Raw genomic sequence first — 16,677 nt, forward strand, 5'->3', positions numbered from 1 at the left:
CCCCCCCCCCCCGCCCCGCCCGCCGGCCCCCCGGCCCCCCCCGACGCCGTGAGCGTCGGCGACTATCACGTGGCGCACGAGGTGGGCTATGCGCTGACCGGCCACCGCACGGACGATGAGGGGATGCTGCGGCTTCTGGCCGCGTGGCCGGGTCAGCGTCAGCGCGTCATCCGCCTCATCGGCGCGAGCGGTGTGCGAGAGCCCCGGCGCGGCGCGCGCCTGCACCCCGAGGACCACCGCGACCGCTGACTCTCCGCGCGTCCGCGTCGCGGTCGCCGCGTCCACCGACAGGATGGACGCATGATCGAGTCTCTCCACGGCCTGCCGGACGGCGTCATCGGGTTCCGCGCCGTCGGCGCCGTCGACGCATCGGACTACGTCGGGTCTCTCGACCCGGCCATCGACGCGGCGGTCGACGCCGGTCGCAAGGTCAACCTGGTCTACGTCCTCGGCGACGAGTTCGAGCGCTACTCGCTCGGCGCCCTCTGGCAGGACGCCAAGCTCGAGGGCAAGCCGGCCCACGTGTGGGGGCGCATCGCGCTCGTCACCGACCACAGCCTGATCGGCGAGGTGATCCACGGGATCTCGTTCCTGTTCCCCTGCGAGCTGCGCATCTTCGCGGTGTCGGCGCTCGACGACGCGATCGCGTGGGCGGCGGAAGGGCCCACGGAGGCCTGACGCGCGGACTCCCTTGTGGATGTCGGAGGTCAGGGCGACACTGGGACGCGCCACGCGGCCGGGCGCGGCATCCACCACCCATCTCAGGAGTTCGACATGCCCAGCCTCAACCCGTATCTCTCCTTCAAGAACGAAGCCCGTGAGGCGATGACCTTCTACCAGAGCGTGTTCGGGGGCGACCTCGACATCTCGACGTTCGGCGAGTACGAGGGGATGGTGCAGGACCCCGCCGAGAACGACCTCGTGATGCACGCGCAGCTCACCAGCCCCGACGGCTTCATCCTCATGGGCTCCGACACGCCCACCGGAATGAACTACGAGAAGCCGGCCGGCATCTCCGTCTCGGTCAGCGGTGACGACGAGTCCTCGCTGCAGGGCTTCTGGGACAAGCTCGCCGACGGCGGCACCATCACGATGCCGTACGACACCCCGCCGTGGGGCGGCAAGTTCGGCATGCTCACCGACCGGTTCGGCATCGACTGGATGGTCGCGGTCAACGCCCAGCAGGCGTGAGACCGGAGCGCGGACCCCGGCAGGAGCCGGGGTCCGCGCTTGCTCGACGCAGGGCGCGAGCGATCAGGCGTAGGCGCTGTCGTCGACGGGCGACGGCGCGGGGCCGAGTGCTTCGAGCTCGGTCCACACCTCGTCGGGGATCGGCGTCGCGGCGAGCTCGTCGAGCTGCGCGAGACGCTGCGCCGACGAGATGCCGACGATGGTCGAGTCGACGAGCGGCGACCGCAGCGAGAAGTGCAGCGCCACCGCCGGGAGGCTGACGCCGAATGAGGCGGCCACGCGCTCGAGGCGCGACACCCACTCCTGCAGTTCGGGCGTGGCCGGACGGTACCCGTACATCGCACCTTCGCGCGTGCCGGTGGCGAGGATGCCGGCACCGAACGGCGCCGCGTTGAACACCGTCATGCCGCGCTCGCGCGCGTCGGCGAACACCGGCGCGGCGGAGTGGTCGACGACAGTGAAGCGGTTGTGGATGAGCACGGCGTCGAAGACGCCGGTCTCGACGTACCGGGCCATCATCCCGACCGGCCCCGCGGCCACGCCGATCGCGTCGACGCGACCCGACTCGCGCAGCTCGATGAGCCCCTCGACCGCGCCGCCGCGGCCGATCGCCGCGTCGAAGGTGACGGTGTAGGGATCATGCAGGTGCAGCAGCGGCAGACGGTCGACGCCGAGGCGCGTCGTCGTCTCCTCGAACGAGCGCAGAACGCGGTCGCGGTCGAAGGCGCCGGTCTCGGGATCGCAATCGACCTTCGAGATGACGCGGGTGGCGGCATCCGTCCCCTTCCGCGCGATCGCGAGGCCGAGCACCGCCTCGGACCGCCCGCCCGCGTAGTTGTTCGAGGTGTCGATGAAGGCGTGGCTGCTGTCGAACAGCTGCTCCGCGAATCGGACGGCGGCGTCCTCTTCGGGGGAACCGGGCTCGGTGTCGCGGCCGAGAGGCGACGTGCCGAGCGTGAGCGGGCTGACGTTGAGGGTCATGGCGTCCGTTCCGTATGGGGTGGTCCTTCCAACCTACCGAGAGGCTCCGGACCACAGGCCGCCCCTGGGCTCCGCCGCGGCCCCTAGGCTTTCGACATGACCACGACGCGGAAGGGCTGGACGCGCGGGCACTCGGGCTGGGCGCTCGGCACAGCCCTCATGTTCACGCTGGGGATCGTCTTCGGGCTCATCTGGGGCAACCTGCTGCTGGGGGTGGTGCTCGCCGCCGCGGTGTCGATCGGCTGGCTCATGGCCTACGAGTCCTGGCGCGGTCGCAGCGTCGGGCTCGAGAATCGCGACGACGACGGAGCCCAGCTGTAGGGTCGCGCCCGCCCACCCCTACCCCTGACCGCCGCCGCGTCGTATGGTGAGCGCCAGGAGGTGGTCCGCCATGCAAGCGAGCGTCGGCGATCGCGTAATCATCCACGGCCGTGTCGTCGGCGCCGTGGAGCGCGCGGGTGAGGTCATCGAGGTCCGCGGCACCGGGGACACCCCGCTGCTCGTGGTCCGCTACGACGACGGGCACGAGGCGATCCTGTCGCCGGGAAGCGACTGCGAAGTCCGGCACGCGTCCTGAGGGGCGCGCCGGACCCGCCTTCGGATCGGCGCCGTTCAGCCGAGCAGCTCGTACCGTGACGGCTCCGCGCCGAGCACGTGCTCGCCGAGGAACGCGAACACCGTCTCGTACCAGACGACGGCGTGCTGGGGCTTGAGCACCCAGTGGTTCTCGTCCGGGAAGTACAGGAATCGGTGCGGCATCCGGCCGTCCTCGTCGGCGTGGTGCTCGGCGAGCTCCGACCAGAGCCGCAGCCCCTCGCCGACCGGCACGCGGTAGTCCTTGTCGCCGTGCACCACCAGCAGCGGTGTGCGGATCTCGCGCACGAACTGGTGCGGCGAGTGCTCGATCATCGCCTCGGGCGTGAAGATCCGCTGCCAGTACTCCGAGCTGTCGGTGGTGCCCGAGAACTGGTCGAGCGCCCAGAGGCTCGCGTGGGTCACGATAGCCCGGAACCGGTCGGTGTGGCCGGCGACCCAGTTCGCCATGTAGCCGCCGAACGATCCGCCCATCGCGGCGGTGCGCGTCTCGTCGATGTCGTCGCGCTCCTCGACGGCGTCGGTGATCGACAGCAGGTCGGTGTAGGGCTTCCCACCCCAGCTGTTCCAGCCGCGCGCGATGAAGTCCAGGCCGTAACCGGTCGACAGGGCGGGGTCGGGCAGCAGCACGGCGTACCCGCGAGCGACCGCGAGCAGCGGCGCCCACCGCCAGCTCCACGCGTTCCAGCTGTTCAGCGGACCGCCGTGGATCCACAGGAGCAGCGGCGCCGGCGTCTCGGCCGACGCGCCTTCGGGCAGCAGCAGCCAGCCGCGCACGCGCGCGCCGTCCTCGGCGGTCGTCTCGACCTCGGTGATCGAGCCCGGTGCGGCCGGCGTCGGCGCAGGGGATGCGAGCGGCGTCACCGCGCCGTCGCGTGCGATGCGGACCGGATGCGGCGGCACGACCCACGAGGAGCGGAGTGCGACGACCTCTCCCGTGCCGCGGTCGACCACGACGTTCGAATAGGCGAAGTTGTCGTCGGTGAGCTTCTCGGGCGCGCCGCCGTCGGCGGGGATGCGGAACACCGGTCCACGGCCGTCGTGGTCGGCGGTCGCGATGAGCGCCGTGTCGTCGGCCGCGAACGCCAGCGACGACGCCCAGTGGTCCCACTCGGCCGCAACGCGCCGTGCGCCGCTGCCGTCGATGCCGGCGAGCCAGATCTCGGAGTCCGTGGGCGCGACCGGGCCGCTCTTGACGGTGCGGACATACGCGATGCGCGTGCCGTCGTGGCTGATCGCCGGCGCCTCGTAGTCCACGCCGACCTCGTCGAACAGCGTCGTGCGCTCACCCGTCGCCGTGTCGATCGCGACGATCACCCGGCGCCCCGCGCGCTGCTCACGGTGATCGAGCGATACGACGAGCGTCGACCCGTCCGGTGTGAGTGCGGCTTCCGCGTGGTCGAGCGACCGCACCGGCTTCGGCGTGAGGTCGCGCGGGCGCGGCAGGGTGGCCGGGTACGGCTTCTCATCGGATGTGGATGCCGCGGCCTCGGCGTCCGTGCCGGGGGTCGAGGCATCCACTTCCGACGCGTCCGCCGCCGCCGTGTCGGCCACCGCGGCGGCGATGGTGTCCTCGAGGGCGTCGATGTCGATCGCGAGCAGGTGCGGCTCGGCGGGACCGAGGTCGTGGTCCCAGTAGCGCACGGGGTAGGTGTCGTGGAGGATCGCCGACACCTTCTTCTCCTTGCGCTTGGCGCGCAGCGCCGCCTCGGCCTCGAGCGTGTCGGCGCCCGGCAGCAGGGAGGCCGAGATCACGAGCCGTGCGGAGGCATCGGCGGTCGCGGCGATGCCGTCGACCCCGCCCGCCAGTCGCGTCACGGGGCGGGCTTCACCACCGGTGGCGGGCAGCAGCCACAGCTGGCCCGACTCGTCGTCGGCGTCGCCGTCGGCATCGGGGCGGGCCGAGACGAACAGGATGTCGCCGGCGGCGGTGAACGCGGCGCCGGCCTCGCCCTTCGCCGACCGCGTCAGCCGTCGGGGCGTGCCGCCGCCCGTCGCCGGCACCGCCCACAGCGACCGGTCGTAGCCGGTGCCGTCCTTCTTCAGCGCCGCGACGGTGAGCACGGCGGTCTTCCCGTCGGGCGAGAGGGCGAGCGCCTCCACCCGCGGAAGGGCGATGTAGTCGGTCAGTGAGTCGAACGGGGTGGAGTTCGTGGGGGACGCCATGCGGTCCACGCTAACCGACGCTCCACGGACCGCGGAATGTCGATCCGTCAGCTCCCCCACTGCGTGAGCTTGTCGGGGTTGCGCATGATGTAGACGTCGGTGACCCGCCCGTCGCGCACCTCCAACGTCACCAGCGCGCTGGGCTCGTCGTCGATCGTCGCGAGGAAGCCGAGCCCGTCCGGCGTCTCGATCGCGACGAGCACCGCGTCGGGCTCCAGTCGCGGCAGACCGAGGAGGAACCTCCCCACGCGGTCGGCGCCGCGCACCGGGCGCAGCGCGGCCGAGACGCGCCCGCCGCCGTCGGAGCGCAGCACGACGCCGGGGTCGAGCACCGCGACCAGGGCGTCGAGCTCGCCGGTGGTCGTCGCCGCCGCGAAGGCGCGGGCGACCGCGTCGTGCTGCTCCCGCGAGGCCGCGCCGGTGCGGCGTTCCTGCACGCGCCGCCGCGCCTGCGACGCGAGCTGGCGCACGGCATCCGGACTCCGCCCCACCGTCTCGGCGATCTCGGCGAACGGCACGCCGAAGACGTCGTGCAGCACGAAGGCGACGCGCTCGGCAGGGGTGAGCGACTCGAGCAGCACGAGCAGGGCCATCGAGACGGAGTCGTCGAGCGTGACCTGCTCGATCGGATCGAGAGGGACGGATGCTGTGAGCGGCGAGTCCTGCGGCACGGGCTCCGGCAGCCACTCCCCCACGTAGCGCTCGCGCCGGGCGCGCGCCGAGCCCAGCATGTCGAGGCATACGCGTCCGGCGACCCGCGTCAGCCAGGCGGCCGGGTTGCGGATCGCGGTCCGCTCCTCGTCCGACAGGCGGAGCCAGCGGACATACGTCTCCTGCACCGCGTCCTCGGCGTCGGCCACCGTGCCGAGCATGCGGTAGCAGAGACCGAGCAGGGCGCGGCGTTCGCCCTCGACCTCGTCGGTGGGAGGCATCCGTGATCCCTTCTCGATGTTCCGACGATGCGTGCCGGGTGATTGTGAGCCGTTTCCCTCACATTCTGGCGTGCCGCGTCGTCGGACTGTCGAGGATCCCCGATCGGGGACGAGAGGAGTGATGTCATGAGGATCGCGGTCGCCGGAGGCACGGGTGTCGTCGGAAGCCATGTGGTGGAGGCGGTGCGGGCGGACGGGCACGACGCGGTCGTGCTCAGTCGCGGCACCGGCGTCGATCTGACCACCGGGGCGGGTCTCGACGCCGCGCTCGACGGCGTCGATGCGGTCATCGACACCGCGAACGTGTCGACCCTGTCGGCGGATGCCGCGACGCGGTTCTTCGAGACCGCGACCGGCAATCTCGTCGCGGCGGCCGGGCGGGCACGCGTTCCGCACGTGGTGCTGCTGTCGATCGTGGGGATCGACCGGATGCCGTACGACTACTACGCCGGCAAGCTCGCGCAGGAGCGCGTGGTCGAGGCGGCATCCGTGCCGTGGACGATCCTGCGCGCGACGCAGTTCCACGAGTTCGCCGCGCAGCTGTTCGACCGTGCGAAGGTCGGGCCGCTGCACGTCGCGCCGAGGGCGCGTGTGCAGCCCGTCGCCGCCCGCGAGGTCGGCGCGCACCTCGCCCGACTCGCCGCGGGCGCACCCCAGGGGCGTGCCGCGGACCTCGCGGGACCCCGCGAGGAGCGGCTCGACGACATGGTCAAGGCGTATGCACGGCGCACCGGCCACGGCGGCTGGATCCCCTCGGTGAGCCTGCCGGGTGCGCAGATGAAGGGCATGCGGGCGGGCCTCGCGCTCCCCGGCGACGGCGCCGTGCTCGGCGTCCAGCCGTTCGCGGAGTGGCTCACCGAACTCGGCTGAGCCCATCGGTATCTGAGCGGCGCCAGCGCGCCTCCCTCCGATCGAGGCGGCGCGCTCGTCGGGCCGCCTCGTGAGCGGCTCGGGTGCGAACTCTCCCCCGAGCGGGCCCGAGCCGCTCGTATCGTGCGGCGGGACCGCGGGTCTACGCTGGGCGGGGGTCGGGGTCACACGCACCAGGAGGATTCGTGAGACTCGCCATCGCCGGCGGCACCGGCATGACAGGCGGGCACATCGCGGAGATCGCGCGCGGGCGCGGCCACGATGTCGTGAGCCTGTCGCGCCGCACGGGGGTCGAGCTCCTGAGTGGTGCGGGTCTCGCCGGCGCCCTGGACGGGGTCGACGCGCTGATCGACGTGACCAACGTGACGACCGCGAAGCCCGACGTGTCCGTGATGTTCTTCGCCGGCGCCACGAAGAGCCTGCTCGCGGCCGAGCGGAGGGCCGGCGTCGCGCACCACCTGGTGCTCACGGTCGTCGGCGCCGAGGCCGCGCCCGACGGCTACTACGCCGGCAAGCTGGTCCAGGAGCGACTGGTCGCGGATGCCGACGTGCCGTGGACGGTGCTGCGCACGACGCAGTTCCACGAGTACGCGGCGATGACGTACCACCGCGGCCATGCCGGCACGCACGTGGCGCCCTCCGGCCGTGTGCAGCCGGTGGCCGTGCACGAGGTCGCGGCGCACCTCGTCGACCTCGCCGAGCAGGGCCCCGCGGGGCGCGCCACCGACCTCGCCGGACCGCAGGAGGAGAGCCTCGCCGACATGGTGCACCGCTACGCCCACGCGATCGGGCACCGCACGCCGGTTCCCGTCGTGAACACCCCCGGCGCCTTCGGCCGTGCGCTCCGATCGGGCGCGCTCCTCCCCGGCCCCGAAGCGATGCGCGGCACCCAGACCTTCGCCGAATGGCTCGACGCCCTCCCCGACGCGTGAGAGGGGAACGGATGCTGCGACCCGGCGCATCGCGCGGGGCCGCAGCATCCGTCACATCTCTTCGTGGGTGTTCGGGTCGCCGTCCCACAGCCGACCGCGCTCGAGCGCGCTGATCGCGGCGAGCTGGTCGTCGGTGAGGGTGAAGCCGAAGACGTCGGCGTTCTCCCGCTGCCGGTCGGCGTCGGCCGACTTGGGGATCGGCGTGCTGCCGATCTGCGTGTGCCAGCGAAGGACCACCTGCGTCGGCGTCGCGTCGTGCACCGTCGCCAGCTCGGTGAGGATCTGCTCGGTGAGCAGCTCGCTGCGCTTGGCGAGCGGGCTCCAGCTCTCGGTGCGGATGCCGTGCGTCGCGTGGAATGCGCGCAGCTGCGCCTGCGGGAAGTACGGGTGCAGCTCGACCTGGTTCACCGCGGGCACGACGCCCGTCTCCTCGATGAGCTCGCTGAGCTGGTCCTCGGTGAAGTTGGAGACGCCGATCGAACGGACGAGACCGAGCTCGCGCGCCTCGATCAGACCGCGCCACGTGTCGACGTACTTGCCGACGCTGGGGTTCGGCCAATGGATCAGCTGCAGGTCGATGTGGTCGAGGCCCAGCCGATCGAGCGAGCCCTTGATGCTGTCGACCGCCTCCTGCCGGCCGTGATGGCGACCGGGGATCTTCGACGCGACGAGCACCTTGCCGCGGTCGACTTCGCTGCGGCGGACGGCCTCGCCGACCTCGCGTTCGTTCTCGTAGTTGACCGCGGTGTCGAGCAGGCGGTAGCCGGAGTCGATCGCGGCGACGATGGCCGCGATCCCCTCCTCGCCTCGCAGGTCGTAGGTGCCGAGGCCCAGCTCGGGGAACCAGGCGCCGTCGTTCAAGGTCACGGTGGGGATCGCGCTCATGGCTCCATCCTGGCCCGGCTGCGCCGCGCGCGGCGCGTGTCGCGCGCGGGGCGTCACGGACGGTCGTCGACGTCGAGGGTGCCCTCGGTCGCCGCTCGCTCGTCGGCGGCGGCGCTGTCGATCCGGTCGTCGTCGAGGTCGGGGTCGAGCGGGCGGTCGTCGTCGAGCGTGGGATCGAGCATCCCGTCTGCGTCGTCGGCTGTTCCGTCGGCGACCGTGGGATCGTCGTCGTCACCGAGGGGTGCGGGGATGAGCGGCGGCTGGTTCGACATGGCGTGCTCCTTTCGCTGCCACGACCGTATGGGCGATCGGACCCGGAGGCGGAGGGGCTTGCGCCGCGGCGGGACGACGGTTAGTGCAGCCGGGACGATGAGATCGCACGACTGCACCTCGAGGCGCGGCCAGGTGGTGCTATCGCGCGTTCTCGCGGGGCAGTCGGCGGCTCACGAACTCACCGGGACCGATCCGGGCCGGGCGCCGACCAGAGCCTCGGCGGCGCGGGCCGTGCGGGCGGCGAAACGCGTCGTGTCGGTGCCGCGCGCGAGGGACTGCGCATTCAGTCCGTCGATCATCCCGATGAGCTCCCACGCCACCTCGCCGGGCTCGGTCGTCGAGAACGCGCCGGTGCGGCAGCCGTCCTCGATGATCGACTCGACGAGCGTCTGCCACCGTTCCATCTGCGCCGCCACAGCGCGCGCGAGCGCGTCGTTGCGGCGGGCCATCGCCCAGCCCTCGACCCACACGACGGTGAGCTCCTCGCGCTCGCCGTCCATGAGGGTGTCGATCAGAGCCCCGAGCCGCGCCGCCGGATCGGCGACGGCACCGACGACGCGTTCGACGTCTCGCACCTCCTCGTCGACGAGGTCGGCGTAGACGCGGGCCACGAGGTCGTCCATCGTCGGCTGGTAGTGGGCGACGAGGCCGGAGGCGACGCCGGCCCGCTCGGCGACGGCGCGCAGCGTGAGGGCGCTCAGCCCCTGCTCCCGCGCGATGGCGGTTGCGGCCGCGATGATCTCCGCGGCCCGCTCGGCAGGAGCCTTGCGGGTGCGCGGCCGGGACGATGTGCTTGACATGGTCTCGCCAGCATAGGTATCTTTCCTATTGATCGCTAGATCAATTACTTCGCGAGGCGCATCGACCGCCACCGCGACAACGCCGAACGAAGGGGCGACGATGGCCTGGAGGATGCCGCACGAGGGCGATCCGCACGAGCGCACGTGGATGGCGTTCCCGAACGAGGGGCCGACGCTCGGCGACGACCCTGCCGAGCAGGAGCGCTTCTACGCGGCCTGGAGCGCGGTGGCGAACGCCGTCGCCGGCTTCGAGCCGGTGACGATGCTCGTCGATCCGTCGAAGGCCGAGCGCGCCCGGCGAATGCTCGACTCCGCCATCGACCTCGTCGAGACCCCGGTCGACGAGTTCTGGTTCCGCGACCACGGCCCGACGTTCGTCGTCGACGACGAGCGCCCCGGCGCGCTCGGCGCCGTCGACTGGATCTTCAACGGCTGGGGCGCGCCCGAGTGGGCCTCGTGGGAGAAGGCGGCGCAGCACGCCCGCTTCACCGCTGACCTCGTCGGCGCCGAGGTGGTGAGCTCGCTGCTCGTCAACGAGGGCGGCGGCATCCACGTCGACGGCGAAGGCACGGTGCTCGTCACCGAGACGGTTCAACTCGACCCGCGCCGCAACCGCTTCGCAGACCGGGCACGCGTCGAGGCGGAGCTCGCCCGCACGATCGGCGCGACGAAGGTCGTGTGGCTCCCCCGCGGCCTGACCCGCGACTACGACGAGTTCGGCACGAACGGCCATGTCGACATCGTGGCCACGATCCCCACGCCCGGTCGCGTGCTGCTGCACGCGCAGCAGAATCCCGAGCACCCCGACTTCGAGGTGTCGCGTGACCTCCGCGCCTTCCTTTCGCAGCAGACGGATGCCGCGGGCCGAACCTTCGAGATCATCGACCTGCCCGCCCCTGAGACGCTCCGCGACCACGAGGGGTTCGTCGATTACAGCTACGTGAACCACCTGGTCGTGAACGGCGGGATCATCGCGTGCGGCTTCGGCGAGGAGCGCGCCGACGCGCAGGCGCGCGACATCCTCGAGGCCGCCTACCCGGGCCGCCGCGCCGTCACGGCCGACGCCCGCCAGATCTTCGCGGGCGGCGGCGGGATCCACTGCATCACGCAGCAGCAGCCGGCGGTGGCCCGGTGAGCCGCCGCTACCCCGTCGTCGAGAAGACGATCGCCGAGCTCCGCGCGTCCCTCGACTCGGGCGCAGTGACGAGCGTCGAGCTCGTGGACGCGTACCTGGCCCGGATCGACGCCTACGACGCCCCCGGCACGGCGACCGCGCTCACCGCGGTGGTCGTGCGCAATCCCGACGCGCGGGCCGAGGCCGAGGCATCCGATCGCCGTCGCGCCGCCGGGCACACGCTCGGGCCGCTCGACGGCATCCCGTACACCGCCAAGGACTCGTTCATGGCCAAGGGTCTGACCGTCGCAGCGGGCTCGCCGGCGTTCGCCGACCTCGTCGCGCAGCGCGACGCGTTCTCGATCGAGCGACTGCGCGCGGCAGGAGCCGTGCTCATCGGACTCACCAACATGCCCCCGATGGCGAACGGCGGCATGCAGCGCGGCGTCTACGGCCGCGCCGAGAGCCCCTACAACGCCGAGTACCTGACCTCGGCGTTCGGGTCGGGGTCGTCGAACGGCTCGGGCACGGCGACCGCGGCGAGCTTCGCGGCGTTCGGCCTCGGCGAGGAGACCTGGTCGAGCGGCCGCGCCCCCGCCTCGAACAACGCGCTGTGCGCCTACACCCCGTCGCGCGGCGTGATCTCGGTGCGCGGCAACTGGCCGCTCGTGCCCACGATGGACGTCGTCGTGCCCCACACCCGCACGATGGCCGACCTACTCGAGATCCTCGACGTGATGGTCGCCGACGACCCCGAGACCCGCGGCGATTTCTGGCGCGCGCAGCCCTGGATCGCGATCCCGGATGCCTCGGCCCTGCGCCCGGCGTCGTACCCGGCGCTCGCGTCTGGCGATGCCGACGCCGCCGCCGCGACCCTCGCGGGGCGCCGGTTCGGCGTGCCGCGCATGTACATCAACGCCGATCCGGACGCCGGAACCGACCCTGACGGCGGGATCGGCGGACCGACCGGCACCCGCATCGAGACCCGGCCCTCGGTGCTCGCGCTGTGGGAGAGGGCCCGGCTCGACCTGGAGGCGGCCGGCGCCGAGGTCGTGGAGGTCGACTTCCCGGCCGTCACGAACTACGAGGGCGACCGCCCGGATGCCCCGACGCTCACGACGCGGGGGCTCGTGACCGAGGAGTTCCTCCAGCGCGAGATCGTCGACCTGTCGGCGTGGGCGTGGGACGACTTCCTCCGCGCCAACGGCGATCCGGCGCTCGACCGGCTCGACGACGTCGACGGCGCGACGATCTTCCCGCACCCCGACGGCGCGCTGCCCGACCGGTACACCGGCTTCGACGACGACATCGCGACCTATCCGGCCCAGGTGCGCGAGCACCCCTACCGCTCGTTCGCCGACATCCCCGAGATCGCCGATGGTGTCCGCGGCCTCGAAGAGACCCGGCGCATCGACCTCGAGGACTGGATGTCGATCCTCGGCCTCGACGCCGTGCTCTTCCCCGCGGTCGCCGACGTGGGCCCGGCCGACATGGACGTCAACGAGGCATCCGCCGATCTCGGCTGGCGCAACGGCGTGTGGGTCGCCAACGGCAACCTCGCGATCCGCCACCTCGGCATCCCGACGGTCACCGTGCCGATGGGGACGATGGACGACATCGGGATGCCGGTTGGCCTGACGATCGCCGGTCGCGCGTACAGCGACACCGACCTGCTCGCCTGGGCCGCGGCGTTCGAGGCCCTGCGGCCGCGCCGCACCGCTCCTCCGCGCACGCCCGAGCTTCGCCCCGGCGGGTCCGACACCGGAGAACGATGAAGCTTCGCACAGCTCTCTCGAGGGAGACGGATGCTGTGGCCCGCGGCCGCGGACTCGGCACGGCATTCGCGCCGCAGTACGCGAAGACGGCGGCCCTTTACCTCGCGCACTTCGCCGAGCTCGGCATCGGGGAGCGCGACGTCAGGACGATCGCGGAGCGCAGTCGCACGGCGCTGGAGGCGTGGGCGCCCGATCTGGCGGCCGAATCCGACGCGATCGCGGATGCAGCAGGGATCGAGCGGTGGCGGCTCGCGGCGGTCGGTGCGCGCACCGAGATCCTCGCGGTGGCGCCGCCCCGGGTCGGCGAGTGCTCCACCGCCGTGCATGTGGGCGCCGGAGTCGCGGCCGAGTCCCTCCAGACCTGGGACTGGCACGACTTCCTCGTGCCCGAGGCACTCCTGGTCGAGTTCCGTGCGACGAGCGGACTGGACGTCAAGATGTTCACCGAGTTCGGGACCCCCGGCAAGATCGGTGTGAACAGTGCCGGCGTCGGACTGCACTTCAACATCCTGTCGCACGAGTCCGACTCGGCGGCAGGCGGCGTTCCCGTCCACGCAGTCGCGCGCCGCGTGCTCGACGAGGCACGGTCGATCGACGACGCACACCGCATCGCGGCGAGCGCCGCGGTCAGCGCATCCACGGTGCTGACGGTGTTCGACTCGAACGGGTCCGAGTCCCGAGCGATGGCCCTCGAGCTCTCGCCTGCAGGGATGGGTGTCGTCGAGCCGGGGTCCGACGGCTGGCTCTTCCACACCAACCACTTCCTGAACCCCAAGCTGTCGGAGGGCGACACGATGTCGGACGAGACGACGGTGGTACGCCTGGCGCACCTCGACGGCGTGCGGGCCGAGCTCACCGGCCTCGACCCGACCGCGCGCGCCCTCGCGGTGTGCGGCGGACAGGGCGCCGCAGCCGAGATCTGCATGACGCCGGACCCGACGCTCCCCCGCCTCGACCAGTGGACGACCCTGCTCACGGTCGCGGTCGACACCGAGGGCTTCGCGCTCGGCGTCTTCCCCGGCCGTCCCGACGAGGCGGCGGCCGCAGGCCTCGCCCGCTTCTGACCCGCAGCGTCAGCGCAGCCCCGAGCGCAGGTCCCCCCCGGCCCCGCCGACCGCGCCGCCCGCCGACGCGGCCGGGGTTGCAGCATCCGCCCCGTCCTCGTCGGTGTGGAGCGACGGCGGGGCCGCGGCGTACGCGTCGGAGAGCTCGCGGTAGGGCTTGGACACGAAGGCGAGCAGCACGACGAGAAGGAGCACAAGGCTCGCGCCGACGAACGCCAGCGCGATGCCGCGGGCCTCACCCTGGCCGAGCAGCCAGCCCCACGCCTGCTGGCCCTCGGGCGAATTCATGTACGGGATGAGCCAGAACTGCGCGATGGGTCCGATGAGGAATGCCGAGACCGGTGCCGCCGCGGACTCCACGCTCGCGGCGAAGCCGAAGACGCGTCCCTGCTTCTCGAAGGGCACGACGCGCTGCACGATCGTCTGCTCGGAGGCCTCGGCGATCGGCATGAGCGCCATGAAGATCAGGATGCCGAGGCCGTAGAGCCACCACCACTCGCGGATCGCGAAGGTCATGCCGAGCAGCGCGATGCCGATGTTGACGAGCAGCATCGTGCGCACCGGGTTCTTGCCCAGGCCGAACTTCGCCACGAGCGCGCCGCCGATGATGAACCCGAAGCTCGTCACTCCGAGGACGATCCCCCACATCTCGACTGAGAAGAGCGTGAGTCCGTACGGGTCCATGAGGGCCATGAAGACCCCGCCCACGAGGTTGTTGAACGTGGAGAAGAGGATGAGGGCGAGCAGCCCCGGCACGACCATGACCGCCGGGATCACGCCCTTGAAGCCGAACCCCTTCGGCGCCTCCCCCTCGACGTGGGCGACACCGCGCTCGGGGATCGGGACGAAGATCAGGTGGATCAGCGCCACGCCGGTGGCGGCGATCGCGATGGCGACCGTCCAGCCCATGCCGAGCAGCCCGATCGACAGACCCGAGAACACGCTGGTCACCATGAAGGCGATGCCCTGCACCGCGCCGACGAGACCGTTGGCCTTGTCGCGCCGGTCCCCCGGCACGAGCAGCGTCACCGTCGTCGACAACGCGATGTTGCGCAGGTTCTCGACGACCCCGCCGATGAGGATCACCCCGGCGAACGCCCAGAACCACGGACCGGTCCAGTCGAGCAGCGCACTCTCGGGGAACGCCAGGAACATCGCCCCGGCGACGACGTACGCCGACACCGTCACGATGCTCGAGAGCAGCATGACCGACTTCTTCTTCATGCGGTCGACGATCACGCCGAAGACGACGCCGAAGACCGCGACGAGCAGCATGTACGAGCCGCCGATGACTGCCGTCGCGAGCACCGACTTCGTCTCGAGATAGACCCAGAACGTCAGCGCGAACCAGAGGTAGCTCGAGGTCACGTTGGCGAGCGCGGTGTTGACGAGCACCTGGTAGAACGCGCGGAGAGTGCGCGCGTCGGGATGGTGCTGGACGGGATCTTCGGATGCTGCGGGCCCGGCAGGGCTCGGCTGGCTCATGACGATTCCTTCGGCGTGTTCGCGGAACAAGCAGTGAGGGCGAGGGTCTATGGTGAATGTGGACACTGTTCACATTCGGTGTTCACAACGTACACACCCGGCCGGGAGGACGCAATGACTTCGCCCCTGCGTGCCTATCATCACGGCGACCTCCGACACGCCCTCATCGGCGAGGGCCTGCAGCTCGCGCGCACCGGCGGCCCGGCCGCCGTCACGCTGCGCGAGGCGACTCGCGCCGTCGGCGTCTCACCCAATGCCGCCTATCGGCACTTCGCCGACCGCGACGCCCTGGTGCGCGCCGTCGCGCGCGAGGCGCAGCTGGCTCTGGCCGCCGCGATCACGTCGCGCGTCGAGGCCACGCCGACCGGTCTCTCGCCCGCAGCCGCCGCGACCGAGCGGCTGCGCCGCGTCGGCCTCGCGTACATCGACTTCGCGCGGACCGAGCGCGGCTGGTTCGAGACGGCGTTCTTCACCCAGGACACCCACGCGAACGACGGCATCGTGACCCTCGACGACGAGATCGTCGCCCCGTTCCGGCGCCTGATGGACACGCTCGACGCCATGGTGGAGGCCGGCGCGCTGCCGCCCGACCGCCGCCCCTACGCCGAATGGGCGTGCTGGTCAGCGGTGCACGGGTTCGCCGACATCGCCGTGCACGGCCCGGTGCGGTGGCAGCCGGCATCCGTCATCGATGCCCTCGCGGCGTCCGTCGTGGAATCGGCCATCACGGGCGTCCGCGGCACGCCCGCCCCACCCTCGTAGACTTTCGCCCATGCCGCCCTCGCCGGAAGCGACCACGTTCTCGCGCCCGTCGATGGTGGGGCGCGGGTTGTCGTGGATCGCCGACTACGTCTACGCCGGCCGCCGGCAGCTCGCCGTGCTCTCGCTCCCGTGGGCGATCGGGCGACCGCGCCCCGCTCCGCCATCGTGGCGCCGCGGCGACCCCGCGCTGCCCGAGGTCTATCTCATCCCGGGCGTGTACGAGCACTGGACGTTCCTGCGCCCGCTCGGCGACGCGCTCGCGGCGGCGGGCCACCGTGTCACGGTCGTCCACGGCCTGGGCGTGAACCGCCGCACCATCCCGTCGACCGCCGACCGCCTCGGCGAGCTGCTCGCCCGCACGCCGGCCCCCGATGCCGGCCGTGTGCTCGTGGCCCACAGCAAGGGCGGGCTCATCGGCAAGCACCTACTCGTCTCGTCCGGCGCCGCCGCGCGCGCCGCCGCGGAGGCGTCAGCGGGCGGCGACCCGGCCGAGGGCGCCGCGGCCGCTCCGGACGGCGGGCGCCCCCTCGGCCTCCTCGGACTCGTCGCCGTGGCGACGCCGTTCGGCGGCTCGCGGCTCGCCCGCCTCTTCGTCGTCCCGAGCATCCGCGCCTTCAGCCCCAAGGACGAGACCATCCTCACCCTCGGCCGCGAGAAGTCGGTCAACGGCCGCATCGTGTCGGTGTTCGGGCCGTGGGACCCCCACATCCCCGAGGGGAGCGCCCTGGACGGCGCGACCAACATCGCGGTGCCGACGTCCGGTCATTTCCGGGTGCTCGGCGCGCGGTCGACCGAGCGCGCGGTGCTCGACGGCATCGCCGTGCTCACCGGAACGCAACCCGCGACCTCGTAG

At 72.0% G+C, this 16,677-nt stretch carries 18 protein-coding genes and 1 pseudogene; 12 read left to right on the forward strand and 7 right to left on the reverse strand.

Going from position 1 to position 16,677, the window contains the following annotated elements:
* The 3 genes and pseudogenes from ACLBXX_RS09975 to ACLBXX_RS09985 form a co-directional block, all read left to right on the forward strand.
* A pseudogene (locus tag ACLBXX_RS09975) lies at window positions 1-249 on the forward strand (hypothetical protein); the annotation flags it as partial.
* 51 nt (window positions 250-300) lie between these two features.
* Window positions 301-678, forward strand: coding sequence for an STAS/SEC14 domain-containing protein (locus ACLBXX_RS09980; RefSeq protein WP_447657895.1), 378 nt, complete (start codon window positions 301-303; stop codon window positions 676-678).
* A 96-nt stretch (window positions 679-774) separates the two neighbouring features.
* The gene (locus ACLBXX_RS09985; RefSeq protein WP_387139605.1) at window positions 775-1,191 is read left to right on the forward strand and encodes a VOC family protein; all 417 of its coding nucleotides are present in this window, start codon (window positions 775-777) and stop codon (window positions 1,189-1,191) included.
* A gap of 63 nt (window positions 1,192-1,254) precedes the next feature.
* On the opposite strand, the gene ACLBXX_RS09990 is transcribed toward ACLBXX_RS09985, so the two are convergent.
* Complete coding sequence (locus ACLBXX_RS09990) at window positions 1,255-2,172, reverse strand: aldo/keto reductase (RefSeq protein ID WP_447657896.1); 918 nt, start codon at window positions 2,170-2,172, stop codon at window positions 1,255-1,257.
* A 96-nt stretch (window positions 2,173-2,268) separates the two neighbouring features.
* Between ACLBXX_RS09990 and ACLBXX_RS09995 the strand changes: the two genes are divergently transcribed.
* Window positions 2,269-2,493 carry a hypothetical protein gene (locus ACLBXX_RS09995; protein ID WP_387139611.1) on the forward strand — a complete coding sequence of 75 codons (225 nt, stop codon included), beginning with the start codon at window positions 2,269-2,271 and terminating at the stop codon, window positions 2,491-2,493.
* A gap of 70 nt (window positions 2,494-2,563) precedes the next feature.
* A complete protein-coding gene (locus ACLBXX_RS10000) occupies window positions 2,564-2,749 on the forward strand; it encodes a DUF1918 domain-containing protein (protein ID WP_447657897.1) in 186 nt (61 codons plus the stop codon).
* 35 nt (window positions 2,750-2,784) lie between these two features.
* Here ACLBXX_RS10000 and ACLBXX_RS10005 read toward each other — a convergent pair whose 3' ends face one another.
* Entirely contained in the window at window positions 2,785-4,932 is a 2,148-nt protein-coding gene (locus ACLBXX_RS10005; protein ID WP_447657898.1) for a S9 family peptidase, read from the reverse strand.
* 47 nt (window positions 4,933-4,979) lie between these two features.
* Window positions 4,980-5,864, reverse strand: coding sequence for an RNA polymerase sigma factor SigJ (gene sigJ / locus ACLBXX_RS10010; RefSeq protein WP_387139617.1), 885 nt, complete (start codon window positions 5,862-5,864; stop codon window positions 4,980-4,982).
* A gap of 126 nt (window positions 5,865-5,990) precedes the next feature.
* On the opposite strand from sigJ, the gene ACLBXX_RS10015 reads away from it, so the two are divergent.
* Both ACLBXX_RS10015 and ACLBXX_RS10020 read left to right on the forward strand, forming a co-directional pair.
* Window positions 5,991-6,734 carry an SDR family oxidoreductase gene (locus ACLBXX_RS10015; RefSeq protein WP_447657899.1) on the forward strand — a complete coding sequence of 248 codons (744 nt, stop codon included), beginning with the start codon at window positions 5,991-5,993 and terminating at the stop codon, window positions 6,732-6,734.
* A gap of 185 nt (window positions 6,735-6,919) precedes the next feature.
* Window positions 6,920-7,666 (forward strand): SDR family oxidoreductase, encoded by a 747-nt coding sequence (locus ACLBXX_RS10020; protein WP_447657900.1) that lies wholly within the window; start codon window positions 6,920-6,922, stop codon window positions 7,664-7,666.
* A gap of 51 nt (window positions 7,667-7,717) precedes the next feature.
* On the opposite strand, the gene ACLBXX_RS10025 is transcribed toward ACLBXX_RS10020, so the two are convergent.
* The 3 genes from ACLBXX_RS10025 to ACLBXX_RS10035 all read right to left on the reverse strand — a co-directional run bounded on the left by ACLBXX_RS10025 (window position 7,718) and on the right by ACLBXX_RS10035 (window position 9,624).
* On the reverse strand, window positions 7,718-8,551 hold the full coding sequence (locus ACLBXX_RS10025) for an aldo/keto reductase (protein ID WP_447657901.1): 834 nt from the start codon (window positions 8,549-8,551) through the stop codon (window positions 7,718-7,720).
* Between the two features lie 53 nt (window positions 8,552-8,604).
* Window positions 8,605-8,823: a hypothetical protein gene (locus ACLBXX_RS10030; RefSeq protein WP_387139627.1), complete on the reverse strand. Its 219-nt coding sequence runs from the start codon at window positions 8,821-8,823 to the stop codon at window positions 8,605-8,607.
* Window positions 8,824-8,994: 171 nt separating this feature from the next.
* Entirely contained in the window at window positions 8,995-9,624 is a 630-nt protein-coding gene (locus ACLBXX_RS10035; protein WP_447657902.1) for a TetR/AcrR family transcriptional regulator, read from the reverse strand.
* A 100-nt stretch (window positions 9,625-9,724) separates the two neighbouring features.
* Here ACLBXX_RS10035 and ACLBXX_RS10040 point away from each other — a divergent pair, with 100 nt between their 5' ends.
* From ACLBXX_RS10040 to ACLBXX_RS10050, 3 genes are read left to right on the forward strand one after another with little or no spacing between them, the layout of a single operon-like run.
* Window positions 9,725-10,759: an agmatine deiminase family protein gene (locus tag ACLBXX_RS10040; protein WP_447657903.1), complete on the forward strand. Its 1,035-nt coding sequence runs from the start codon at window positions 9,725-9,727 to the stop codon at window positions 10,757-10,759.
* Complete coding sequence (locus ACLBXX_RS10045; protein WP_447657904.1) at window positions 10,756-12,513, forward strand: amidase; 1,758 nt, start codon at window positions 10,756-10,758, stop codon at window positions 12,511-12,513. Before ACLBXX_RS10040 ends, ACLBXX_RS10045 begins: the two co-directional genes overlap by 4 nt.
* The gene (locus ACLBXX_RS10050; protein ID WP_447657905.1) at window positions 12,510-13,577 is read left to right on the forward strand and encodes a C45 family autoproteolytic acyltransferase/hydolase; all 1,068 of its coding nucleotides are present in this window, start codon (window positions 12,510-12,512) and stop codon (window positions 13,575-13,577) included. The genes ACLBXX_RS10045 and ACLBXX_RS10050 overlap by 4 nt, the downstream gene beginning before the upstream one ends.
* A 9-nt stretch (window positions 13,578-13,586) precedes the next feature.
* Here the strand turns inward: ACLBXX_RS10050 and ACLBXX_RS10055 are convergent, their stop codons facing one another.
* Window positions 13,587-15,062, reverse strand: a complete 1,476-nt coding sequence (locus ACLBXX_RS10055; RefSeq protein WP_447657906.1) for an MFS transporter — start codon at window positions 15,060-15,062, stop codon at window positions 13,587-13,589.
* A gap of 114 nt (window positions 15,063-15,176) precedes the next feature.
* Between ACLBXX_RS10055 and ACLBXX_RS10060 the strand changes: the two genes are divergently transcribed.
* On the forward strand, window positions 15,177-15,824 hold the full coding sequence (locus ACLBXX_RS10060; protein ID WP_447657907.1) for a TetR/AcrR family transcriptional regulator: 648 nt from the start codon (window positions 15,177-15,179) through the stop codon (window positions 15,822-15,824).
* 10 nt (window positions 15,825-15,834) lie between these two features.
* Window positions 15,835-16,677 carry an esterase/lipase family protein gene (locus ACLBXX_RS10065; protein ID WP_447657908.1) on the forward strand — a complete coding sequence of 281 codons (843 nt, stop codon included), beginning with the start codon at window positions 15,835-15,837 and terminating at the stop codon, window positions 16,675-16,677.

The sequence above is a fragment of the Microbacterium sp. C23T genome (assembly GCF_053345975.1).